The following is a 22844-nucleotide window of genomic DNA, read 5'->3' on the forward strand; positions in this document are numbered from 1 at the left end:
CGGTACGGGGGCTTCTGCCACGAGGTCGGTGCCTCAGTGGGCGTGGCCGTGGCCGTGGCCCGCGGCGGCCGGCTCCTCCTCTTCCTTCTTCTCGACGACCAGGGTCTCGGTCGTGAGGAGCAGGGAGGCGATGGAGGCGGCGTTCTCCAGGGCGGAGCGGGTGACCTTGACCGGGTCGATGACACCGGCCTTGATCAGGTCGCCGTACTCGCCGGTGGCGGCGTTGAAGCCCTGGCCCTTGTCGAGCTCGGCGACCTTCGAGGTGATGACGTAGCCCTCGAGGCCGGCGTTCTCGGCGATCCAGCGCAGCGGCTCGACGACCGCGCGGCGGACGACCGCGACACCGGTGGCCTCGTCGCCGGTCTTGTCGAGGTTGCCCTCCAGGACCTTCGCGGCGTGGACCAGAGCCGAGCCACCACCGGAGACGATGCCCTCCTCGACCGCGGCGCGGGTCGCGGAGATGGCGTCCTCCAGACGGTGCTTGCGCTCCTTGAGCTCGACCTCGGTGGCGGCACCCACGCGGATGACGCACACGCCGCCGGCCAGCTTCGCGAGGCGCTCCTGGAGCTTCTCGCGGTCCCAGTCGGAGTCCGTGGTCTCGATCTCGGCCTTGATCTGGGCGACGCGGCCCTGCACGTCGTCCTTCTTGCCGGCGCCGTCGACGAGCGTGGTGTCGTCCTTGGTGACGGTGACGCGGCGGGCGGAGCCGAGGACGTCCAGGCCGACCTGGTCGAGCTTGAGGCCGACCTCCTCGGAGACGACCGTGGCGCCGGTGAGGACGGCCATGTCCTGCAGCATCGCCTTGCGGCGGTCGCCGAAGCCGGGGGCCTTCACGGCGACGGCGTTGAAGGTGCCGCGGATCTTGTTCACGACCAGGGTCGACAGGGCCTCGCCCTCGACGTCCTCGGCGATGATCAGCAGCGGCTTGGAGGAGTTGGACTGGATGACCTTCTCCAGCAGCGGCAGGAGGTCCGCGATGGCGGAGATCTTGCCCTGCGTGATGAGGATGTAGGGGTCGTCCAGGACGGCTTCCATGCGCTCCTGGTCCGTCACGAAGTACGGCGACAGGTAGCCCTTGTCGAAGGCCATGCCCTCGGTGAAGTCCAGCTCCAGACCGAAGGTGTTGGACTCCTCGACGGTGATGACACCGTCCTTGCCGACCTTGTCCATCGCCTCGGCGATGAGCTCGCCGACCTGCTGGTCCTGGGCGGACAGCGCGGCGACGGCGGCGATGTCGGACTTCTCGTCGATCGGGCGGGCCGAGGCGAGCAGGTCCTCGGAGACCGCGGCGACGGCGGCGTCGATGCCCTTCTTCAGGGCGGCCGGGGAGGCACCGGCGGCGACGTTCTTCAGGCCCTCGCGCACGAGCGCCTGGGCGAGCACGGTCGCGGTGGTCGTACCGTCACCCGCGATGTCGTTGGTCTTGGTCGCCACCTCCTTGACCAGCTGGGCACCGAGGTTCTCGTACGGGTCCTCGATCTCGACCTCGCGGGCGATCGTGACACCGTCGTTGGTGATGGTGGGGGCGCCGAACTTCTTGTCGATGACGACGTTGCGGCCCTTGGGGCCGATCGTCACCTTGACCGTGTCGGCAAGCTTGTTGACGCCGCGCTCGAGGGCGCGACGGGCGTCCTCGTCGAACTTCAGGATCTTCGCCATGGGAGCGTGAGCCCTCTTCCGGAATCTGGGGTAACGGCACTGCGCCCCGGGCGCCCGGCTTCTTATCGATCGCGGGGGCCAGGGGCGCAGTTCAAAGCAGCGTGCTTGGGGTGAATTACTTCTCGATGATCGCGAGCACGTCGCGGGCCGAGAGGACGAGGTACTCCTCGCCGTTGTACTTCACCTCGGTGCCGCCGTACTTGCTGTAGAGCACGACGTCGCCGACGGAGACGTCGAGCGGAAGACGGTTGCCGTCCTCGAAGCGGCCCGGGCCCACGGCCAGGACGACGCCCTCCTGGGGCTTCTCCTTGGCGGTGTCCGGGATGACCAGGCCAGAGGCGGTGGTCTGCTCGGCGTCGAGCGGCTGGACCACGATGCGGTCCTCGAGCGGCTTGATGGCAACCTTGGAGCTGGTGGTCGTCACGATCCGACCTCCCCCTTCGGAGATCTCACGGGGTTAACTGTCTGAGGTGGCGACCAGGTCGATCCGTCGTCGCGGGTGCCGGACCTGCCCGTCGCTGTGTTGGCACTCTCCTTCGTCGAGTGCCAGAGCCGAGACTATGACCGCGATTAGCACTCGGTCAAGCGGACTGCTAATTGCGGGCGGCGCGTCGGCCAGGCAGGTTGCCGCGCGGGGCCGTCCGGACCCTCACAGGTAGTCCTCCAGCCGCCCCACCCGCAGGCCCTTCCCCTCGATCTCCCGCAGCAGTCGCAGCGTCCGTTCGGTCAGGGTCAGGGACGCGTCGCCCGAGGGCACGGAGACGATGTCGCCGGGGCGCAGGCCGGGCCCGTCCCTGGTGTACGTCAGTTCGCCCTCGGCGCCCAGGGACGCCCGCCAGAGCACGACCGCCGTGATGCCGCAGTCGGCCGCGGCGCGCAGGGTCGTCGTGTCGTAGGTGCCGTAGGGCGGGCGGAAGAGGCGGGGGCGGATGCCGAAGCGGGAGCGGAGTTTGTGCTGCTGGCCGCAGATCTCGGCGCGCTGGCCGGCGTAGGGCAGGCCGCGCAGGGCGGGGTGGTCGAGGGTGTGGTTCTGGATGGACGCGCCGACCGCGCGCAGCCGGGCGAAGTGGCCGTAGCCGGGCCCCACGACGCTGTCCGTGAGGAACATGCTGACCGGGAGCCGCCGGGCGCGGACGAGGCCGACGAAGCGGGGGTCGCGCTCGGCGCCGTCGTCGTAGGTGAGGAAGACGACCGGGTCGCGGGTGGGGACGTGGTCGACGACGGGCGGGAGGGGGTGGGCGTGGCTCGCCGCGTGCGTCGGGGACTGGGCGCGGCCGTCGGCGGTTCCCGGCCGCTCCCCCGCGGCGCCCGCGCAGCCGACCAGCAGGACCGCGCCCGCGCACAGCACGGCGGCCGCCGGTCGCCGCCTCACAGGTAGTCCTCCAGCCGCCCCACCGCGTACCCCTCGGCCGTGACCTTGTTCAGGAAGCGGCGGATCATGTCCGGCATCGTGCCCTTCCACTGGGCGGGGCCCCGGAAGTGGGTGAGGACGATGTCGCCCGGGCGCAGCTTCCGGTCCGCCTCGCGGTACTCCCAGCGGTCGGCGAAGACCTCCTCGTTCCAGAGCGGGACGTACTCGATGCCGCAGGCCTTGGCGGCGCGCAGGGTCGCCCGGTTGTAGCTGCCGTAGGGCGGGCGGAAGAGGGTGGGGCGCTTGCCGAAGCGCTTCAGGATGTAGCGCTGCATGCCGCAGATCTCGCGTTTCTGCGCGCGGTACGACAGGCCCGGCAGATAGGGGTGGTGGAGGGTGTGGTTGTTCAGCACCACGCCCCTGGCCTGCATCTTCCGGAAGTAGCGGGGGTCGTCCTTCACCAGGTAGCCGCTGAGGAACGCGGTGTACGGGACGTCCAGGTCGCTCATCATCCGCAGGAACGCCCGGTCCTTCTCGGCGCCGTCGTCGATGGTGAGGAAGACGACCTTGTCCCGGGTGGGGATCCTGGTGAAGACGGGCGGGAGGTCCGACTCCTCGTGGCCCTTCACCTCGAAGCCCTCGCGGGTCCTGATCCTGGGCTTCTCCTCGGGGGCCGGCGGGGCGGGCAGCGGGGCCCTCTTCAGGTCCCAGCGGTGCGCGGCGGCGCCCCGGGCGGCGTGCGCGGCGCGCAGTTTGGAGGCGTAGGACTCGAGCGCGCGGGCCGGGGGCGCGTCGAGGGGCTGCTGGCCGCCGGCCGGGGTGACCTGGTCGCTGCCGCCCTGCGCGCAGCCCGAGGCGATGGCGGCGAGGGCGAGCACGGCGAGGCCGACCCGCGCACGGCCAAATGCCCGGCTTTTGTCATTTTGTACGACTGCTCGCATGGTGCCGGATCCTCGCAGCCGACCCGGGTGAACCCGCCCCGACACCGCGGCCGACGGCCCACCATCCACCGACTGGCCCACACACCCGCCTCCTGCCGCCGTGGCCGACAATGAACCGGTGAACGACCTCGCCCCTCTCCTCACCCCAGAAGGCCGCGCCCTCCTCGACGAGGTGCGCGACACCGACCCGGCGCGGGAACTGGCCGTCGCGACCCGGCTGCGCCGCGAGCATCCGGCCGAGCTGGTGTCGGCGGCGCTCGGCCAGGCGCGGCTGCGGCAGCGGGCGGCGGTGAAGTTCGGGGCCGAGGACGCGGGGCGGATGTTCTTCACGCCGCACGGGGTGGAGCAGTCGACCCGGGCGAGCGTGGCCGCCTACCGGGCCCGGCGGATGGCGGAGCTGGGCGTGGCCTCGGTCGCCGACCTGTGCTGCGGCATCGGCGGCGACGCGATCGCGCTGGCCCGCGCCGGGATCCGGGTGCTGGCCGTGGACCGGGACCCGCTGACGGCCGCCGCGGCGCGGGCCAACACCGACGAGCTGGGCCTGGCCGACCTGATCGAGGTGCGGGAGGCGGACGTCACGGACGTGGACACGGCCGGCTATGACGCCGTCTTCGTCGACCCGGCCCGGCGCGGCGGCCGCGGCCGGATCTTCGACCCCGAGGCCTACTCACCGCCCCTGTCCTGGGCGGTGTCCGCCGCCCGCCGGGCCTCCCGCACCGCCGCGCTGAAGATCGCCCCCGGCATTCCGCACGAGGCGGTCCCCGAGGACGCCGAGGCCGAGTGGATCTCCGACGGCGGGGACGTGAAGGAGGCGGTGCTGTGGTTCGGCACCGAGCCGGGGGCGGTACGGGCCACCCTGCTGCCGGGCCCCCGCACTCTGCTCTCCCGTGCCCTGCCCGATCCCCCGGTCCGCCCGCCCGGCCGCTACCTCTACGAGCCCGACGGCGCCGTCATCCGCGCCCATCTGGTCTCGGAGGTCGCCGACCAGGTCGACGGCGGCCTGCTCGACGCGACCATCGCGTACGTCACGGCCGACGCGCTGCGCCCGACCCCGTACGCCACGGCCTACGAGATCACCGACCACCTCCCCTTCAACGTCAAGAAGCTGAAGGCCCTGCTGCGGGAGCGCGAGGTCGGCACGCTGACGGTGAAGAAGCGCGGCTCGGCGGTCGAGCCGGAGGACCTCCGCAGGAAGGTCAAGCCGCAGGGCCCGAACGCGGCGACGGTGTTCCTGACCCGGGTGGCGGGGGCACCGGCGATGCTGCTCGGCCACCCCGCCTGACGTTCAGGTCTCCTTGGCCGCCCGCCCCAGCAGCAGCTCCCGCTCCCTCTCGTTGCGCGTCAGCGAAGCCGCCCGCTCGAACTCCGCGCGGGCCTCCGTCGTACGGCCGAGGCGGGAGAGGAGGTCGCCGCGCACGCTGGGGAGCAGGTGGTAGTCGCGCAGGGCGGGGTCGTCGGCCAGGGAGTCGACGATGGCCAGGGCCGGGCCCGGGCCCTCGGCCATCGAGACGGCCACCGCGCGGTTCAGTTCCACGACCGGGGACGGGGAGCGGGCGGCCAGGAGGGCGTAGAGGGTGGCGATGCGGGGCCAGTCGGTCTCCTCGTACGTGTACGCGTGCGCGTGGCAGGCGGCGATGGCGGCCTGGAGGAGGTACGGGCCCGGGGCGCCGGAGGAGGTGGCCTCGGCCCTGCCCAGCGCGGCGATGCCGCGGGCGATGAGCATGCGGTTCCAGCGGGCGCGGTTCTGGTCCTTGAGGAGGACCGGTTCGCCGGAAGGGCCCGTGCGAGCCGCCGTCCGGGACGCCTGGAACTCCAGGAGCGCGGTCAGGCCGTGCACCTCCGGTTCCTTCGGCATGAGCGCGGAGAGCACCCGGGCCAGCCGCAGGGCGTCCTCGCACAGGCCCGGGCGGAGCCAGTCGTCGCCGGCCGTGGCGGCGTAACCCTCGTTGAAGACGAGGTAGATGACGTCGAGGACCGAGCCGAGACGGGCCTCGCGGTCGGGGCCGTAGGGCACCTCGAAGGCGATGTTCTTCGCGGCCAGGGTGCGCTTCGCGCGGACGATGCGCTGGGCGACGGTCGGCTCGGGGACCAGGAACGCGCGGGCGATCTCGGCCGTGGTCAGACCGCCGAGGAGACGCAGGGCGAGGGCGGTGCGGGCCTCGGTGGACAGCACCGGGTGGCAGGCGGTGAAGACCAGGCGGAGCAGGTCGTCGTCGAAGTCGTCCGGGTCGGCGGGCTCCTCCGGTGGAGACACCGTCGACAGGTCCCGGCCGATCTCCGCCAGCTTGCGGGCGTAGTTCTCCCGGCGGCGGACCAGGTCGACGCCGCGGTTGCGGGCGGTGGCCATGAGCCAGGCGCCCGGGTTGTCGGGCACGCCGTCCCGCGGCCACTGCTCCAGCGCGGCGACCAGCGCGTCCTGCGCGAGTTCCTCGGCGATGCCGACGTCCCGGACGACCCGGGCGACGCCGGCGATGATGCGGGGCGACTCGATGCGGAAGACCGTTTCGATGGCTGTGCTGGTGCCGCTCGGGTCGGCGGTGGTGCCGCTCGGGTCGGCGGTGGGCTGCGGGGTCACAGCCCACCATCAGACACCCGTGGCGCCTCCCGGCCAAGGCGGACCGGTCAGCCCTCGGCGATCTGCCGGACCTCGGCGGTGATCGTCCAGTAGTCCTCGTGCAGGGACAGGAACCGCTTGGTCCACTCGACCGCCTCGGCCTTGTCCTTGCACTGGCTGATCGAGTAACCGCCGATGACCTCCTTGGTCTCGGTGAACGGCCCGTCGGTGACGGACAGCTCCCCGCCCTCCCAGGTCACCCGGGTGCCGTCCGACGTCGGCGTGAGCCCGGCCGTGTCCAGCATGACCCCGGCCTTGGTGATCTCCTCCAGCAGCTTGCCCATCCGCTCCTGGAGCTCGGGGCTCGGGCCCTCGGCGGGGGCGTTCTTCTCGTCGATGCGGATCAGGGTGAGAAAGCGCGGCATGGTGACTCCTCGGGGCTCTGTGGGGCGAGGCCGTTCCTCGCTCTCACCCCTGCGTCGATCGGGAGACGCCGGGATCGACACCCTCGCCGGATTTTCTCCGAGATTTTTTCCGGGCCTCGTCCGTGCAGGTCAGCGCAGTGACTCCCACAGCTCCCGGGCCTCCGGCTCGTCGGCCACCACCCGGTTGGGGTCCGACGGCGCCCGCACCACCGGCATCGTCACCGTCCGTACGCCGCTCGCCGACAGGCCCTCAAGGCTCTGGCCGAGCCGGGTCAGCTCGCTCAGGGAGTCCAGGCCCGTGTCGGTGGTGAGGCCGGCGGTGACCGCGTCCGCGACCCGGTACAGCTTCGCCGGGTCGGTGAGCAGGTCCTGGGAGGCGATCTGGTCCAGCAGGGCCTTCACCAGCTTCTGCTGGAGCCCTATGCGACCGAGGTCGCTGCCGTCGCCGATGCCGTGGCGGGTGCGGGCCAGGGCCAGGGCCCGGGTGCCGTCCAGGTGGTGGGTGCCCGCCTTCAGCCGCAGATGGCTGTCCTCGTCGGCGATGTCCTCGTCCGTGGTGACGGTGACGCCGCCGAGCGCATCCACGAGCTTCGCGAAGCCGGAGAAGTCGATCTCGATGTAGTGGTCCATCCGGACGTCGGTGATCGACTCGACCGTCTTCACCGCGCAGACCGGACCGCCCACCGCGTACGCGTTGTTGAACATCGAGTTGTACGCGACCGCCGTCGACCCGCCGGACGGGCGCGGGCAGGACGGGCGGGTGACCAGCGTGTCGCGCGGGATGCTCACCACCGTCGCGCTGGTCCGCCCGGCGTCGAGGTGGACGACCATCGTCGTGTCGGAGCGGGCGCCGGCGCTGTCGCCGCCGCCGAGCCGCTGGTTCTCCCGGCCGCTGCGCGAGTCCGAGCCCAGGACCAGGATGTTGAGGGCTCCGCTGGGCAGGGCTGCCGACGGCGACGGCGTGCTCACCGGTCTGGGCGGGCGGTTGTCGCCCAGCGCGTTGTCGATGTCGACGCTGGTGATGTTGCTGTCGAGATGCCAGTAGGCCCAGCCCGCCGCCCCGAGGCCCAGCACCAGCGCACCCGCCAGGGCGAGGCCGGCGATCCGCAGCGCTCTCGACCGCCGGCCCGCCTCCCTGCCCTCGGTCCCGTTCCCGTCGAGTCCCGTCACGGGCAGGAACATAAGTCCGAATTATTACGAGCAGGGCCCCCCGGCCGATTTTCTTCGGAAATTCTCAGACTTCCCGGCCTCGCCTCACCCCAGGGTCACCGTGGGCACCGGGTTGCTCCCGCTCCACGAGCCGTTGAAGCCGAACGTCACCGAACCGCCGTCCGGCACCGGCCCGTTGTACGAGGCGTTCGCGCAACTGACCGCCGCGCCGGTCTGGGTGCAGCTCGCGTTCCACGCCTGCGTGATCCGCTGCCCGGCCCCGAACGTCCAGTTCGCCTTCCACGACGACAGCGAGGCCCCCGAGCAGGCGATCCGCACCTGCCCCGTGAAGCCGGTGCTCCACTGGCTGGTGACGCTGTAGGTCGCCGTGCAGACCCCCGTCGGCGGGGTCGTCGTCCCGCCGAGCGCCTCCGCGATGGCGTGGTACGCCGGTTTCGGCGCGTAGTTCTCGTCGTACGGCGTCGCCGCGCCCTGGCCGGGGAAGGTGTCCGGGATCCAGGAGTCGGAGTCGGTGAAGCCCCAGACGGTGACGCCGGTACAGCGCGCGACCGCCACGCAGGCGTTCATGACCGCCTTGTAGTCGGCGGCCTGCTGGGCCAGCTTCGCCTGCGTCGCCGGGAGTTGCATCCGGATGTCCAGCTCCGTGATCGCCACGTCCACGCCCAGGTCGGCGAAGCGCTGGATGTTCTGCTGCATCGTCGAGGGCACCTGGCCGACGATGAGATGGGCCTGGAGCCCGACCCCGTCGATCGGAACCCCGCGCTCCTTCAACGACTTGACCAGGTTGTACAGGGCGGTGCTCTTCGCGTTGACGCCCTCCACGTTGTAGTCGTTGATGTACAGCTCGGCGCTCGGGTCGGCGGCCCGGGCCCAGGTCAGCGCCTGCGCGATGTAGTCCTGGCCGAGGGTGGTGTGGAAGAGGGTCGGGCGGTAGGTGCCGTCCTCGTTGAAGGGCTCGTTCACCACGTCCCAGGCGGCCAGCCGGCCCTTGTAGCGGCCGACCTCGGTGGCGATGTGGTCCTGGACGATGGCGCTGAGCTGGTCCCGCGTCCAGCTGCCGTTGGTCAGCCAGCCCGGATTCTGCTGGTGCCAGAGCAGGGTGTGCCCGCGCACCTGCTGGTCGTGGGCCTCGGCGAAGTTCACGATCTGGTCGGCCTCGGCCCAGTTGTAGCTGCCCCGGCTCGGCTCCACCGAGCCCCACTTCATGGCGTTGCCGGGGGTGAGCCAGTTGAACTCGCGCCCGGCGATCTCGCCGTAGGTGCCGGTGAGCTTGGAGCCGGTGACCGCCGTGCCCATGACCTTGCCCTTGGCGTCGGCGAGGTCGCGCAGCGGGGCGTCGGCGGCGTGCGCGGCGGGGGCGGCGAGCAGCAGGGAGCCGGCCGTGACGACGCCGGCCAGCAGGGTGGTGAGTAAGCCCGATCTCAGCGATCTCATTGCGGGTGCCTCCGAAAGTTTCGGTGGTGCAACCGATTGGCTTCGGTGCAGTGTGGAGGCGCCCGCACCACCCGTCAATACAGCAACGGGCCTTTCACGCGGGCGCCGCCGTGCTGCTGCGCACCACCAGGCTCGTCGCCAGCTCCACCCGGGTCGCCGCCGGGCCGCTCTCGTCCCGCCCGAGGTCCAGGACCAGCCGGGCCGCCGCCTCGGCCATCTCCGTCAGCGGCTGCCGTACGGTCGTCAGCGGCGGTCCGACCCAGGGCGCCACCGGCAGGTCGTCGAAGCCGACCACGCTCAGGTCCTCGGGGATGCGCAGCCCCAGCTCGCGGGCGGCCTCGTAGAGCCCGAGCGCCTGGAGGTCGTTCCCGGCGAAGACGGCGGTCGGCCGGTCCGGGCGGCGCAGCAGCTCCAGGCCCAGCCGGTAGCCGGCCTCGTGGTGGAAGTCGCCGTTCGCGATCAGCGCGGGGTCGACCGGCAGCCCGGCCGTCTCCAGCGCGGCCCGGTAGCCGTCGATCCGGGCGCGGCTGCACATCATCTGCGTCGGCCCGCTGATCGCGCCGATCCTGCGGTGCCCCAGCTCGACCAGGTGCCGGGTGGCCGCGAGACCGCCCTGCCAGTTGGTCGCGCCGATCGACGGCACGTCGGCCCCGGGGTCGCCGGCCGGGTCCATGACCACGAACGGGATGGAGCGGCTGGTCAGCAGCGCGCGCTGCGACTCGTCGAGCCCCGACAGGACCAGGACCACCCCGTGCGGGCGGCGCGCGGCGACCTGGTCGGCCCAGGTCCGGCCAGGGGTGAGCCGCCCGGCGCTCTCCGACAGCACCACGCTCAGCCCGGCGTCCCGGGCCACGTTCTCCACGCCCCGGATGACCTCCATCGCCCAGGAGCTGTCCAGCTCGTGGAAGACCAGGTCGATCAGCGGCGAGCGGGTCGCCTCCGCACGGCGCCGCCGGTAGCCGTGGGCGCGCAGCAGCTCCTCGACGCGGGCCCGGGTGGCCGGGGCGACATCGGCCCGGCCGTTGAGGACCTTCGAAACAGTCGGCGCCGACACGCCGGCCTCACGGGCGATCTCGGCGAGCGTCGCGGTCTGCGCGGTGCGCCCCTGCGTCCGGGTTTGCGTCCGGCTTTCAACGGGCTCCGGGGATGTCATGGCGGCGATCGTATCCCTGCGGGGCCTCTTGACGAAGTCTCCGCGGCGCCATAGGTTCCCGGAACATTCGACGTGCATATCGAAACATTCGCAGAAGCGGGTGCGGGAAGCGGTCGTCAGCACGGCTCACGCGCTCGTCAGCACCGTTCGTGAGAGGGCCGTCCGTCCACCCGACAGGAGCTTCATGACCACCGCGCCCTGGCGTGACCCCGCCCTGCCCGCCGCCGCCCGCGTCGACGACCTGCTCTCCCGGATGACCCTGGAGGAGAAGACCGCCCAGCTGTACGGCGTGTGGGTGGGAGCCTCGACGGACGGTGACGGAGTCGCTCCCCATCAGCACGACATGGCCGTGGAACACGACTGGGAAGAGCTGATCACCCGCGGCCTGGGCCAGCTCACGCGCTCCTTCGGCACCGCCCCCGTGGACCCGGCGCTGGGCGCGCAGGCCCTGGCCCGCGCCCAGCGCCGTATCACCGAGGCCGGCCGCTTCGGCATCCCGGCGATCGCGCACGAGGAGTGCCTGGCCGGCTTCACCGCCTGGCAGGCCACGGCCTACCCGGTCCCGCTGGCCTGGGGTGCGACCTGGGACCCGCCGCTGGTCGAGGAGATGGCCCGCCGCATCGGCGACGACCTGCGCGCGGCGGGCGTCCACCAGGGCCTCGCGCCCGTCCTGGACGTCGTACGCGATCCGCGCTGGGGCCGCGTGGAGGAGACCATCGGCGAGGACCCGTACCTGGTCGGCACGGTCGGCACGGCCTATGTGCGGGGCCTGGAGTCGGCCGGGGTCGTCGCCACGCTCAAGCACTTCGCCGGGTACGCCTCCTCGGCCGGCGCCCGCAACCTCGCCCCCGTACGGGCGGGCACCCGCGAGTTCGCCGACATCACCCTGCCCCCTTTCGAGATGGCGTTGCGCGAGGGCGGGGCCCGCTCGGTGATGGCCGCGTACACCGAGACGGACGGCGTCCCGGCCTCCGCCGACCCCGAGCTGCTCACCCGGCTCCTGCGCGAGGAGTGGGGCTTCACCGGCACGGTCGTCTCCGACTACTTCGGCATCGGCTTCCTGCACACCCTCCACCGGGTCGCCGGCACCCCGGCCGAGGCGGCCCACGCGGCCCTGGAGGCCGGCATCGACGTCGAACTGCCGAGCCTCAAGTGCTACGGCGATCCGCTGGTGGACGCGGTCCGCTCGGGCGAGATCCCCGAGGACCTCGTGGACCGCGCGGCCCGCCGCATCCTGCTCCAGAAGTGCGAACTGGGCCTGCTCGACCCCGACTGGACCCCCGAGCCGGCCGCCTCGGTCGACCTCGACTCCACGGGCAACCGGATCCTGGCCCGCCGCCTGGCCGAGGAGTCGGTGGTCCTGCTCGACAACCCCGACGGCCTGCTCCCCCTCGCCCCCGACACCCGGATCGCGGTGGTCGGCCCCCGGGCGGCCGACGCCCTGGCCATGCTGGGCTGCTACTCCTTCCCGTCCCACGTCCTCACCCACCACCCGGACGTGCCGACGGGCATCGAGATCCCGACCGTCCTCGACGCCCTGCGCACCGAACTCCCCGACGCCAAGGTGACGTTCGCGCCGGGCTGCGACGTGACGGATCCGGACACCGCGGGCTTCGAGGAGGCGATCGCCCGCACCGCCGACGCGGACGTGTGCGTGGCGGTCCTCGGCGACCGGGCAGGCCTGTTCGGCCGCGGCACCTCGGGCGAGGGCTGCGACGCTACGGACCTCGCCCTGCCGGGCGCCCAGGGGGAGCTGCTGGACGCGCTGGTCGCGACGGGCGTCCCCGTGGTGCTGGTCCTGCTGACCGGCCGCCCGTACGCCCTCGGCCGCTGGGACGGCCGCCTGGGCGCGGTCGTCCAGGCCTTCTTCCCCGGGGAGGAGGGCGGCCCGGCGGTCGCGGGAGTGCTGTCGGGCCGCGTGAACCCGTCCGGCCGCCTCCCGGTGAGCGTCCCGCGGGTCCCCGGCGGCCAGCCCTGGACGTACCTCCAGCCGCCCCTCGGCCTCGCGGGCGAGGTCAGCAACCTCGACCCGACCCCGCTGTACCCCTTCGGCCACGGCCGCTCGTACACGACGTTCGCCTGGGAGGACTTCACCGGCGGCGAGCGCACGGAGATCGGCACGGACGGCTCGTACGACCTCTCCGTGACCGTCCGCAACACGGGCGACCGCGAGGGCGCGGAGATCGTCCAGCTGTACCTGCACGACCCGGTGGCCTCCGTCACCCGGCCCGACGTGCGCCTGATCGGCTACCAGCGCATGGAACTGGCGCCGGGCGCGGCGAGCCGGCTGACATTCCGGTTCCACACCGATCTCTCGGCGTTCACCGACCGTTCAGGTCGCAGGGTGGTCGAACCGGGCGCCCTGGAACTACGTTTGGCGGCGTCCAGCACGGACGTACGCCACACCGCGCACCTCACGCTCACGGGCCCGGTCCGGGTCACCGGGGGCGACCGGCGGCTGCGGTGCGAGGCAGAGGTGTCGGGGGCGGGGTGACCCTCAGGGGGTGACCCTCAGGGGGTGGCGATGGACAGGCTGGTGCACCACGAGTTGCGGGCCGTCTTCTCGGTCCTGGCCGCCACTGCCGTCGCCCTGACGGCATCAGTGCTGTTCCACGGCTTCTCCCCGCCGTCCGACACCGGCCGGCTGGCCCTGTACGCCGCCGGCGTGCTCGCCCTCCTGCTGGTGTGGACACTGCTGAGGGCGTCCAGGCTCAGGTGGTTCAGCGAAGTACGGAACTTCGAGAAGGCGGTACCGGTCGAGGACATCGACCCCCCAGGGGCCGCCGAGCGGCTCCTGCGCCACCGGCCGTTCAGCCCGCGGCTCTTCGTGGGGTACGTGCTGGGCGCGGTACCGCTGGCCCTGTGGCAACCATTGACGACGGGGATCTTCCTGTGGTCGGCTCTCGACTGGCTGAGCGAGGCCGCGGTCGCCGCCCACTGGGAGCGCCGCAACGGCCTGCTGCTGTGGCGGGGCCGCGTCGACAGCAGGCCGTGGGAGCTCTCGGTCAGCCGTCGCCCACCGACTCGAACCGCCACCGGTGCACAGCCCGCGTGACCAGCTCCCCGTCCGGCTCCGGCAGCTCGGGCAGCTCGGCGTCGTACGGGGCGTCCCACCAGGTGATGACGAGGACCCGGTCCTGAGGAGCGCGCAGGGTCTCACGGCGCAGCGGCTCGCGGGGCAGGTCCTGGGCGCGCGCCCAGGCGAGCAGGTCCCCGCCCCGCCCGGGCACCGCCCGCGCCTCCCACATCAACGCGACCGTCACGAGTAGAGGTTCTCCTCGCCGGCCTCGTGGACGTGGTCGTGCGCGGGAACGGCGGGCACGTGCGGCTCCGTCACCGGCAGCGAGGAGTCCGCCGGCAGGTCCCAGCCGGACGCGGCACGGTTCCGGGCCACCATCTCGGCGCCGAGCGCGGCGACCATCGCGCCGTTGTCCGTGCACAGCTTGGGCCGCGGCACCCGCAGCCGGATCCCGGCCGCCTCGCAGCGCTCCCGGGCCAGGGCGCGCAGCCGGGAGTTGGCGGCCACGCCGCCGCCGATCATCAGGTGGTCGACGCCCTCGTCCTTGCAGGCCCGGACGGCCTTGCGGGTCAGCACGTCCACGACCGCCTCCTGGAAGGAGGCCGCCACGTCCCGCACCGGCACCTCCTCCCCCGCCGCCCGCTTGGCCTCGATCCAGCGCGCCACGGCCGTCTTCAGCCCCGAGAAGGAGAAGTCGTAGGCCGGGTCGCGCGGGCCGGTCAGGCCCCGGGGGAACGGGATCGCGTTCGGGTCGCCCTCCTTGGCGTACCGGTCGATGACCGGGCCGCCGGGGAAGCCGAGGTTCAGCACGCGCGCGATCTTGTCGAAGGCCTCGCCGGCCGCGTCGTCGATGGTCGCGCCCATCGGGCGGACGTCGGAGGTGATGTCCGAGGACAGCAGCAGCGAGGAGTGGCCGCCGGAGACCAGCAGCGCCATCGTCGGCTCGGGCAGCGGGCCGTGCTCCAGCTGGTCCACGCAGATGTGCGAGGCGAGGTGGTTCACGCCGTAGAGGGGCTTGCCGAGCGCGTACGCGTACGCCTTCGCCGCGGAGACGCCGACCAGCAGGGCGCCGGCGAGTCCGGGACCCGCGGTGACGGCGATGCCGTCGAGGTCGCGGGCGCTCACCCCCGCCTCCTTCAGCGCGCGGTCGATGGTGGGGACCATCGCCTCCAGGTGGGCGCGGCTCGCGACCTCCGGGACGACGCCGCCGAAGCGGGCGTGTTCGTCGACGCTGGAGGCGACGGCGTCGGCCAGCAGGGTGGTCCCCCGGACGAGGCCGACGCCGGTCTCGTCGCAGGAGGTCTCGATCCCCAGAACGAGGGGTTCGTCAGCCATGGATCTCGGTTCCTTGTACGGAGTTCTCGGGGGCGGTCAGGCGCATCACCAGGGCGTCCACGTTGCCCGGCTGGTAATACCCGCGCCTCACGCCGATGGGTTCAAAACCGAACCGCTCGTACAGCTTCTGCGCGCGGACGTTGTCGACGCGGCACTCCAGCATCACCTCGGCGCACTCGAAGGCGGTCGCCGCGCGCAGCAGTTCGGCGAGCAGCCGCGCGCCGAGGCCGGTGCCCCACAGCTCGCGGGCGACGGCGATGGTCTGCACGTCGGCCTGCTCGCCGGAGGCGACCAGACCGGCGTACCCGACGATCCGGGAGCCGGTCTCGGCGACCACGTACCGCCGGTTGGCCTCGGGCCCGCGCGCATGGGCCAGCTCGGACCAGAACATGCCCCGCGACCAGGCGTCGTCGGGGAACAGATCCCGCTCCAGCTCCAGCACGGGGTCGATGTCCCACCAGCGCATCTCGCGCAGCACACACGTCACGGGCTCGGTCACTTGGGGGTGACCACCTTGTAGTTCTTGGGGACCTGGGCGTCGGGGCGGCGCAGGTAGAGCGGCCGGGGCGCGGGCAGTTCCTCGCCCGCCGCCAGTTTCTCCGCGGCCAGGCGGGCCAGGGCCGCGGCGGACACGTGCTCGGGCTCGTGCGCCTGCGGGAAGGTGTCCGGGTAGAGGAGCGCGCCCGCGCCGACCGCGGGCAGGCCCTTCACCTGCTCGGCGATGTCGGCGGGCCGGTCGACGGCAGGGTCGGTGACGCGGGTGCGGGAGTCGGCGTAGCGCGCCCAGTAGACCTCCTTGCGGCGGGCGTCGGTCGCGACGACGAACGGGCCCTCCAGGTCGGCGGCGCAGGCGAGGCCGTCCAGCGTGCACACGCCGTGCACGGGGACGCCGAGCGCGAGCCCGAAGGTGTCCGCGGTCATCAGGCCGACCCGCAGCCCGGTGTACGGGCCCGGGCCGATCCCGGCGACGATGCCCGTGACGGCGTCGAGCCTCAGACCTGCCTCGGCGAGCACCCGGTCGATCGCCGGCAGCAGCAGTTCCCCGTGCCGCCGGGCGTCCACCTGACTCGACGAGGCGATGACGTCCTCGCCGTCGTGCAGCGCGACGGTGACAGCGGGTGTGGCGGTATCCAGAGCGAGCAAGAGCACGCAAACAGCCTACGGCTCCCCGGGGCCCGTGTCGGACGTACCTGTCGGCCCGTCACCTGCTGCTACCGTCACCTACCGTCACGGCAGGGACTACGACGCGGAGGTGGCCGCCGGTGGCAGTCAGCAGCTCGGGAATCGTGGCCGGGCTCACCGCCGCGGCCCTCGCGACGGTCGGCTACCTCGCCCACCAGGCGGCGCAGACCGTCCCGGCCGGGCTGGGCAGGGCGCAGCCGGGCGCCGCGCCGGCGGTCGCTCCGTCGAAGGCGCCCCAGGCCCGGAAGGACCCCGCCGCACTGCCCGCCGGGTCCGGCAAGGGCGCCCGGGTCGTGTACTCGCTGCGCGGCGACCGCGTGTGGCTGGTCGGCGCCGACGAGACGGTCACCCGCACGTTCGAGGTCGACCCGAGCACGGTGGACCCGGCCCCCGGCAGCTACACGGTCACGTCCCGCTCGAAGGCGGTCACCGGCTCCGATGGCCTCCCCGTCGAGCACGTCGTGCGGTTCACCAGCGTGGACGGCGTGGTCATCGGCTTCAGCGCGGCCGTGGACGGCTCGACCGCCGCCCCCGAGCCGAAGGTGCGCACGGGCGGTATCCGCGAGTCGCGCGCGGACGGCGAGGCGATGTGGACCTTCGCGACGATCGGCCGCAAGGTCGTCGTCGTGCGCTAGCGGCTGCGCCAGGGCCTGATCCGAACCGACAGCCCCTAGGCGGCCTCGCGGTGGTCCGCCACCGGCTCGGCGAGCTCCGGGTCGGGAGCGCGCGGCGGCGTGGAGATCAGCGCCGCGGCCTGGCCCGCCGCCAGCAGGTCACGCATGGTCACCCCGGCGACCGCGAACGGCAGCGGCTGCCCCTTGCTCTCTGTAGCCGACATGGACGCCTCCTGAAAGGCCGGGGGCGGACGTAGTTAGGTACACCTAACTACGGACTGGATACCATGTGACCACGCACAAGACGCCGAACGCAACATCTTGCCGACGTCTTGTCGGAACGTTCATCAAAAGACCGCACGGCGGGGCGCCGGCCGCTCAGGCGCCCTGCGGGATCACGCGATGAGCACGGTCAGGTCAGCGGACGCCCAGCGTTCGCCCAGACCGGTGATCGTCATGTGCCGGACCTCGTCGGTCGTGTCGCCCACCGCCCGGTGGATGACGACCTGGAGCCGGTCCTCGGTCAGCTCCTCGACCTTGCCCTCGCCCCACTCCACGACGACCACGGACTCCGGCAGCGAGACGTCGAGGTCGAGGTCCTCCATCTCGTCCAGCCCGCCGGAGAGCCGGTAGGCGTCGACGTGGACCAGCGGCGGCCCGTCGCCCAGGGAGGGATGCACCCGGGCGATCACGAAGGTCGGCGAGGTGACGGCCCCGCGCACGCCGAGCCCTTCGCCCAGCCCGCGGGTCAGCGTCGTCTTGCCCGCGCCGAGCTCCCCGCTGAGCATCACCAGGTCGCCCGCGCGCAGCAGTTTCGCGAGCCGGCGGCCCAGCTCCCGCATCTGCTCGGGGGACGTGACGACGATCTGGACGGATCCGGACTCAGCCGGGTTGTGCGGTGCTGCTGGTGCTTCCATAGCCCTTCACGGTAGCTCCTGCGGGCACGGCACCCGTGCGGGTGAGCAGGTCGGCGAGGCGGTCGGTGACCACTTCCGGGTGTTCCAGCATCACCAGGTGCCCCGCGTCCGGCACCAGCACCAGCTCGGCGTCCGGCAGCAGGTCGGCGATCGCCTCGCTGTGCTCACTGGGCGTGACCAGGTCCTGCACGCCGGCCAGGACGAGGACCGGCATGTCCGCGAAGTAGGCGAGGGCCTCGGTCTTGTCGTGGTCGTTGAACGCCGGGTAGTACTCGGCGACCACGTCGATCGGCGTGCTCTCGATCATCCGCTCGGCGAACCGGGCCACGGCCGGGTCGACGTCCCGGGACGCGAACGAGTACCGCTTGATGACCCCGGCGAACAGGTCCGCGGTGGCCCGGCGCCCCTTCTCCACCAGCTCGGCCCGCTGCCCCAGCGCCTTCAGCACCCCGGGCAGCACCCGCCGCACCGCGTTGACGCCCGCGACGGGAAGCCCGTAGTTGACCTCGCCGAGGCGCCCCGACGACGTCCCGACGAACGCGACTCCGAGGACCCGCTCGCGGATCAGCTCGGGGTACTGGTCGGCCAGCGCCATCACCGTCATGCCGCCCATGGAGTGCCCGACGAGCACGATGGGCCCCTCGGGGACGGCAGCGTCGATGACGGCCTTCAGGTCGCGGCCCAGCTGCTCGATGGTGACCGGCTCGTCGTCCCGGTGCTGGGCGACGCCCCGGCCGGACCGGCCGTGGCTGCGCTGGTCCCAGTGCACGGTCCGGACGACGCCCCGCAGGGCCGCCCGCTGGAAGTGCCAGGAGTCCTGGCTGAGGCAGTAGCCGTGGCTGAAGACGACGGTGACGGGCGCGGGTGCCTTGCGGCCGAAGAGCCGCCGGCGGCGCGAGCCCATGGCCGGGGCGGCTTCCGGGTCGACGTCGTCGACCTCGTAGTACAGCTCCGTGCCGTCGTCGGCGAACGCCTTGCCGGGCATGCCGCGCAGCGAGCCGTAGGGTCCCGCCGAGTCCAGAGCCAGCCGGGCCTTCTGGCGCATGCCGCGGCCGACCGTCATCCGCTCCAGGGCGACACCGGCGGCCGCGCCCGCGGCCACCACGCCTATCGCGACGCCGGCGATGCCGGTCGCCCGGCGCCAGCCTCCCGCGGCCGTCGCGGCGGAGGCCGCGACGGCCGCGGAGGCGACGTCCGCGACGACCTCCGCACTGCTCTCGCTCACGTACCGCTCCTCTTCGCCGGGCTGCCGATCGGGTGACTCACTGGGTCGGATGATGTCGTGTGGCTGTGTGGCCGGTGTTACCAGGGTGCCTGTCGTTCTTCGGGTGACCGGTTCCCCTGTGCGAGTTACCCGTCCTGTTCCTCATTCACATAGACGCGGGGAACACGCGTTCCGATCCGGGTCACGATCTCGTAGGCGATGGTTCCGGCCGCCTGCGCCCAGTCCTCGGCGGTGGGCTCCCCGCGGTCCCCGGGCCCGAAGAGGACCGCCTCGGTGCCCGGGGCGGGCTCGTCGCCGCCCAGGTCGACGACGAACTGGTCCATGGCGACCCGCCCGGCGATCGTGCGCCACTTGCCCTCGACCAGGACCGGGCCGGCCGAGGAGGCGTGCCGCGGGATGCCGTCGGCGTAGCCCAGCGGCACGAGGCCGAGGGTGGTCTCGCCGGGCGTCACGTACCGGTGTCCGTAGCTGACGCCGTGCCCGCCCGGGACGTGCTTGACCAGGGCGAGCGAGGCGGACAGCGTCATCACCGGGCGCAGCCCGAAGTCGGCCGGGGTGCCGAGCTCGGGGCTCGGCGAGATGCCGTAGGTGGCGATGCCGGTGCGGACCAGGTCGAAGTGGCTCTCGGGGAGCGTGAGGGTGGCCGGCGAGTTGGCGATGTGCCGGACCTCGGGCCGGACGCCCTGCTGCTCGGCGTACGCGACCATCTCGCGGAAGCGGCCGAGCTGGGCGGCGATGGCGGGGTGCCCGGGCTCGTCGGCGCAGGCGAAGTGCGACCACAGCCCCGTGACGCGCAGCAGCCCCTCGGCCTCGGCGCGCAGCGCCGCGCGGACCAGCTCGGCCCAGTCGCCGGGCTGGCAGCCGTTGCGGCCGAGCCCGGTGTCGGCCTTGAGCTGCACGCGAGCGGGCCGGTCGGCTCCCCGGGCGGCCCGGGTGACCTCCTCCAGGGCCCACATCCCGCTGACGGAGACGTCCAGCTCGGCGTCGATCGCCTCGCGCCACGGCCCGCCGGGCGTCCACAGCCAGCACATGATGCGGCCCGGCAGCCCGGCGGCCCTCAGGGCGAGGGCCTCCTCGGGCGTGGCCGTGCCCAGCCAGCTCGCCCCCGCGGCGACGGCGGCGCGGGCGCACGGCACAGCCCCGTGGCCGTACGCCTCGGACTTCACCACGGCCATCAGGGCCGCGCCCGGCGCATGGGCACGCAGGGCCCGCACATTGGCCCGCAGGGCGGCCAGGTCGATCTCGGCGCGGGCCCGCAGGGGCGCGGTCCGCAGGGCTGTTCTCTCGCTCATCGCGCCCAGTGTCTCAGAGCGCCCCGACACGCCCGAGCCAGCGGCCCACCCGGAGGCCGTCTACGTCCCGGGCCGCCGCCCCCACACGAACACCCGGTCGCCCTTCTTCAGCACGCCCCACAGCCTCCGCGCGTCACCCACGGTGAGGTTCACGCAGCCCATCGAGCCGACGGCGGTGTGGAGGCTGCCGTAGACGCCGTGGAAGGCCTGTCCGCCGCTGAAGAACTGGGAGTACGGCATGGGCGTGTTGTACAGCGTCGACCAGTGGTTCTTGTGCCGCCAGTAGATCTTGTGCCACCCGGCGCGCGTCCGGTATCCGGCCCGCCCGCTGCGGATGGGCACCGCCCCGAACACGACCTGCCTGCCCTTCTGTACCCACATCAGCTGCCGGCTGAGATCCACGCACGCCACGGGGTAGGCCCGCACCGGACACTTCCCGGCGGCGTTCGGGTTCCGCCGGGCCGACAGGTACCGCATCCGCGACCAGGTCACCGGCCCGGCGAACCCGATGGCCGGCTTGATCCCCTGCCGCACCTGGAACGCCCGGATGGCCCGGCAGTCCGCCGCCGACTGCCTCCCGTCCACCCTCAGCCCCAGCCACCGCTCGACCTGCCGCTGATACGGCCCGGCCTTCCGCGTACAGCTCACCTGCGCGACCGCCTCCCCCAACGGCACGTACTCGACGAGCGCGTACGTCCCCGCCACCGCCCTGCGCGGCTCGACGGCGTCCTCCTCGGCCGACGGCGTGTACACCACCGGCGGCAGCGCCTGGTCGGGCGTATCGACGGACCAGGGCTGGGCCGGCCCCGGCGCGACCCCCGGGACCAGCTCGCCCAGGGGGCCGGGAGCCGGCGGCACGGGAGCGGCACCGGCGACTCCGACGGGCAGCGCGGCGACGACGGCGAGCAGGAGGGCGAGGGCACGGCCGGCGGTACGTCTGCGGGTCATACGATCAGAAAACCGCGGCCGGCCGCGGCCCCCGGGCCGCCGCGCGGCACGGGTCACCCAGAGGCATCAGCCACACTCAGCCCGTCCGGCGCTTGAGGACGAGGCCGTTCAGGCCGAAGCGGGGGCGACCCCACCCCCACAGCAACCCCCACCGACCCGCACGCGCGCACTCACCCCAGCACGTTCCGCCAAGCCCCGGGAATGCCCTCCGCCACGTCATGCGCCCCCACCGGCGCCCCCTCCGCCGCCAGCCGTCCCGCAAGCCCGTGCACATACGCCCCCACACTCCCCGCGTCCACCGCCGACAGCCCCGCCGCCAGCAACGACCCGGCCAGCCCCGACAGCACGTCCCCGCTCCCCGCCGTGGCCAGCCAGGACGTCCCCGTCGGATTCACCCGCACCGCACCGCCCCCGGAGTCGGCCACCAGCGTCGTGGACCCCTTCAGCAGCACCGTCGCCCCGTACCGCCCCGCCAGCTCCCGCACCGCCGCCAGCCGAGCCCCCTCGACCTCCCCCCGCTCCACCCCCAGCAGTGCCGCAGCCTCCCCGGCATGCGGTGTCAGCAACGTCGGCGCCCGGCGCCCCCGCACGACACCCACCTCCGCCAACCGCAGCCCGTCGGCATCGACCAGCACCGGAACGTCCGCCGCCAGCACCTCCCCCACCGTCGCCGCGTCGTCCCCGGCCCCCGGCCCCACGACCCACGCCTGCACCCGCCCGGCGCGCTTCGGTCCCTGGTCCGACACGAGCGTCTCGGGGAAGCGCGCGATGACCGCGTCCCCGGCCGGCCCGACGTACCGCACTGCCCCGGCCCCGCCCCGCAGCGCCCCCGCGACGGCGAGCACGGCGGCCCCGGGGTACCGCGCCGACCCGGCGGCGATCCCGACGACCCCCCGCCGGTACTTGTCGCTCTCCGCCCGCGGCACCGGCAGCAGCTCGGCCACATCCGCGTGCTGCAACGCCTCCAGCTCCGGCTCGGCCGGCAGCTCCAGCCCGATGTCGACCAGCCGCACCGAGCCCGCGTACTCCCGCGCCGGGTCGATGAGCAGCCCCGGCTTGTGCGTCCCGAAGGTCACCGTCAGATCGGCCCGGACCGCGACACCGCGCACCTCCCCGGTGTCGACGTCGACCCCGCTCGGCAGATCGACGGCGACGACCGCGCCCCGCGACCGCCCGGCGGCGGCCGCCAGCGGCACCGCGTCCGGCCGCAGCCCGCCCTTCCCGCCGATCCCGACGATGCCGTCGACGACGAGGTCGGCCCGCTCGACCAGTTCCTCGACCCCACCGGCCCCGACGGCCTCGCCGACCCCCACGGCCCGGCCCCCGGCCCGCCGCAGCGCCGTGAGCCCCGCGGCGTGAGCCCGCTCCGGCGCGAGCAGCACCGCCGTCACCCCGGCCCCGCGCCGGGCCAGCCGGGCCCCGGCGAACAGCGCGTCACCCCCGTTGTCGCCGCTGCCGACCAACAGCACGACCCGGCTGCCGTACACCCGCCCCAGCAGATCGGCGCAGGCCGCGGCGAGCCCGGCGGCGGCGCGCTGCATCAGCGCCCCCTCCGGCAGCCGCGCCATCAGTTCCCGTTCGGCGGTCCTGACCGTGTCCACGCTGTACGCACTACGCATGCGGTC

General features: G+C 73.2%; 23 protein-coding genes. 4 read left to right on the forward strand and 19 right to left on the reverse strand.

Translation table 11 applies throughout. The annotated features are described in order from the left end of the window. Positions 1-33: 33 nt before the first annotated feature. From groL to IE255_RS09940, 4 genes are all read right to left on the reverse strand, one after another. Positions 34-1659, reverse strand: coding sequence for a chaperonin GroEL (gene groL, locus IE255_RS09925; RefSeq protein WP_190049819.1), 1626 nt, complete (start codon positions 1657-1659; stop codon positions 34-36). A 115-nt stretch (positions 1660-1774) separates the two neighbouring features. Further along, on the reverse strand, positions 1775-2083 hold the full coding sequence (gene groES / locus IE255_RS09930; RefSeq protein WP_053135717.1) for a co-chaperone GroES: 309 nt from the start codon (positions 2081-2083) through the stop codon (positions 1775-1777). A gap of 225 nt (positions 2084-2308) precedes the next feature. Beyond that, complete coding sequence (locus IE255_RS09935; RefSeq protein ID WP_190049820.1) at positions 2309-3031, reverse strand: polysaccharide deacetylase family protein; 723 nt, start codon at positions 3029-3031, stop codon at positions 2309-2311. Next, positions 3028-3951, reverse strand: coding sequence for a polysaccharide deacetylase family protein (locus IE255_RS09940; RefSeq protein ID WP_190049821.1), 924 nt, complete (start codon positions 3949-3951; stop codon positions 3028-3030). The genes IE255_RS09935 and IE255_RS09940 overlap by 4 nt, the downstream gene beginning before the upstream one ends. Positions 3952-4069: 118 nt before the next feature. On the opposite strand from IE255_RS09940, the gene IE255_RS09945 reads away from it, so the two are divergent. Then, the gene (locus IE255_RS09945; RefSeq protein ID WP_190050101.1) at positions 4070-5233 is read left to right on the forward strand and encodes a THUMP-like domain-containing protein; all 1164 of its coding nucleotides are present in this window, start codon (positions 4070-4072) and stop codon (positions 5231-5233) included. A 3-nt stretch (positions 5234-5236) separates the two neighbouring features. Here IE255_RS09945 and IE255_RS09950 read toward each other — a convergent pair whose 3' ends face one another. The 5 genes from IE255_RS09950 to IE255_RS09970 all read right to left on the reverse strand — a co-directional run bounded on the left by IE255_RS09950 (position 5237) and on the right by IE255_RS09970 (position 10687). Then, positions 5237-6526 (reverse strand): RNA polymerase sigma factor, encoded by a 1290-nt coding sequence (locus IE255_RS09950; protein ID WP_229906339.1) that lies wholly within the window; start codon positions 6524-6526, stop codon positions 5237-5239. A 47-nt stretch (positions 6527-6573) separates the two neighbouring features. Next, on the reverse strand, positions 6574-6930 hold the full coding sequence (locus IE255_RS09955) for a YciI family protein (RefSeq protein WP_190049822.1): 357 nt from the start codon (positions 6928-6930) through the stop codon (positions 6574-6576). A 129-nt stretch (positions 6931-7059) separates the two neighbouring features. Continuing rightward, complete coding sequence (locus IE255_RS09960; protein WP_190049823.1) at positions 7060-8112, reverse strand: LCP family protein; 1053 nt, start codon at positions 8110-8112, stop codon at positions 7060-7062. A gap of 72 nt (positions 8113-8184) precedes the next feature. After that, positions 8185-9534 (reverse strand): glycoside hydrolase family 10 protein, encoded by a 1350-nt coding sequence (locus IE255_RS09965; protein WP_190049824.1) that lies wholly within the window; start codon positions 9532-9534, stop codon positions 8185-8187. Between the two features lie 94 nt (positions 9535-9628). Further along, positions 9629-10687 (reverse strand): LacI family DNA-binding transcriptional regulator, encoded by a 1059-nt coding sequence (locus IE255_RS09970; protein WP_190049825.1) that lies wholly within the window; start codon positions 10685-10687, stop codon positions 9629-9631. Positions 10688-10871: 184 nt separating this feature from the next. Between IE255_RS09970 and IE255_RS09975 the strand changes: the two genes are divergently transcribed. Together IE255_RS09975 and IE255_RS09980 are read left to right on the forward strand one after the other, a co-directional pair. Beyond that, positions 10872-13181: a beta-xylosidase/alpha-l-arabinosidase gene (locus IE255_RS09975; protein WP_190049826.1), complete on the forward strand. Its 2310-nt coding sequence runs from the start codon at positions 10872-10874 to the stop codon at positions 13179-13181. A 30-nt stretch (positions 13182-13211) separates the two neighbouring features. Then, positions 13212-13742: a hypothetical protein gene (locus tag IE255_RS09980; protein ID WP_190049827.1), complete on the forward strand. Its 531-nt coding sequence runs from the start codon at positions 13212-13214 to the stop codon at positions 13740-13742. Here IE255_RS09980 and IE255_RS09985 read toward each other — a convergent pair. From IE255_RS09985 to tsaB, 4 genes are read right to left on the reverse strand one after another with little or no spacing between them, the layout of a single operon-like run. Beyond that, complete coding sequence (locus IE255_RS09985; RefSeq protein WP_190049828.1) at positions 13693-13950, reverse strand: hypothetical protein; 258 nt, start codon at positions 13948-13950, stop codon at positions 13693-13695. The genes IE255_RS09980 and IE255_RS09985 overlap by 50 nt on opposite strands. Further along, positions 13947-15041: a tRNA (adenosine(37)-N6)-threonylcarbamoyltransferase complex transferase subunit TsaD gene (gene tsaD, locus IE255_RS09990; protein WP_190049829.1), complete on the reverse strand. Its 1095-nt coding sequence runs from the start codon at positions 15039-15041 to the stop codon at positions 13947-13949. Before tsaD ends, IE255_RS09985 begins: the two co-directional genes overlap by 4 nt. After that, entirely contained in the window at positions 15034-15540 is a 507-nt protein-coding gene (rimI, locus tag IE255_RS09995) for a ribosomal protein S18-alanine N-acetyltransferase (protein ID WP_229906340.1), read from the reverse strand. The genes tsaD and rimI overlap by 8 nt, the downstream gene beginning before the upstream one ends. Then, positions 15537-16190, reverse strand: a complete 654-nt coding sequence (gene tsaB, locus IE255_RS10000) for a tRNA (adenosine(37)-N6)-threonylcarbamoyltransferase complex dimerization subunit type 1 TsaB (protein ID WP_190049830.1) — start codon at positions 16188-16190, stop codon at positions 15537-15539. Before tsaB ends, rimI begins: the two co-directional genes overlap by 4 nt. Before the next feature lie 113 nt (positions 16191-16303). Between tsaB and IE255_RS10005 the strand changes: the two genes are divergently transcribed. Next, on the forward strand, positions 16304-16858 hold the full coding sequence (locus IE255_RS10005) for a hypothetical protein (RefSeq protein ID WP_190049831.1): 555 nt from the start codon (positions 16304-16306) through the stop codon (positions 16856-16858). A gap of 35 nt (positions 16859-16893) precedes the next feature. Here IE255_RS10005 and IE255_RS10010 read toward each other — a convergent pair whose 3' ends face one another. From IE255_RS10010 to IE255_RS10035, 6 genes are all read right to left on the reverse strand, one after another. Next, positions 16894-17061, reverse strand: a complete 168-nt coding sequence (locus IE255_RS10010) for a hypothetical protein (protein WP_190049832.1) — start codon at positions 17059-17061, stop codon at positions 16894-16896. A 171-nt stretch (positions 17062-17232) separates the two neighbouring features. Further along, complete coding sequence (gene tsaE, locus IE255_RS10015) at positions 17233-17754, reverse strand: tRNA (adenosine(37)-N6)-threonylcarbamoyltransferase complex ATPase subunit type 1 TsaE (RefSeq protein WP_190049833.1); 522 nt, start codon at positions 17752-17754, stop codon at positions 17233-17235. Further along, entirely contained in the window at positions 17720-18979 is a 1260-nt protein-coding gene (locus tag IE255_RS10020; protein ID WP_190049834.1) for an alpha/beta fold hydrolase, read from the reverse strand. The genes tsaE and IE255_RS10020 overlap by 35 nt, the downstream gene beginning before the upstream one ends. 125 nt (positions 18980-19104) lie before the next feature. Next, entirely contained in the window at positions 19105-20271 is a 1167-nt protein-coding gene (gene alr / locus IE255_RS10025; RefSeq protein ID WP_190049835.1) for an alanine racemase, read from the reverse strand. A gap of 60 nt (positions 20272-20331) precedes the next feature. Next, complete coding sequence (locus IE255_RS10030) at positions 20332-21219, reverse strand: L,D-transpeptidase family protein (protein ID WP_190049836.1); 888 nt, start codon at positions 21217-21219, stop codon at positions 20332-20334. A gap of 170 nt (positions 21220-21389) precedes the next feature. Further along, complete coding sequence (locus IE255_RS10035) at positions 21390-22838, reverse strand: NAD(P)H-hydrate dehydratase (RefSeq protein WP_190049837.1); 1449 nt, start codon at positions 22836-22838, stop codon at positions 21390-21392. Positions 22839-22844: the final 6 nt, after the last annotated feature.

This window comes from Streptomyces lomondensis, from assembly GCF_014651035.1.
GTDB classification, from domain to species: Bacteria; Actinomycetota; Actinomycetes; order Streptomycetales; family Streptomycetaceae; genus Streptomyces; species Streptomyces lomondensis.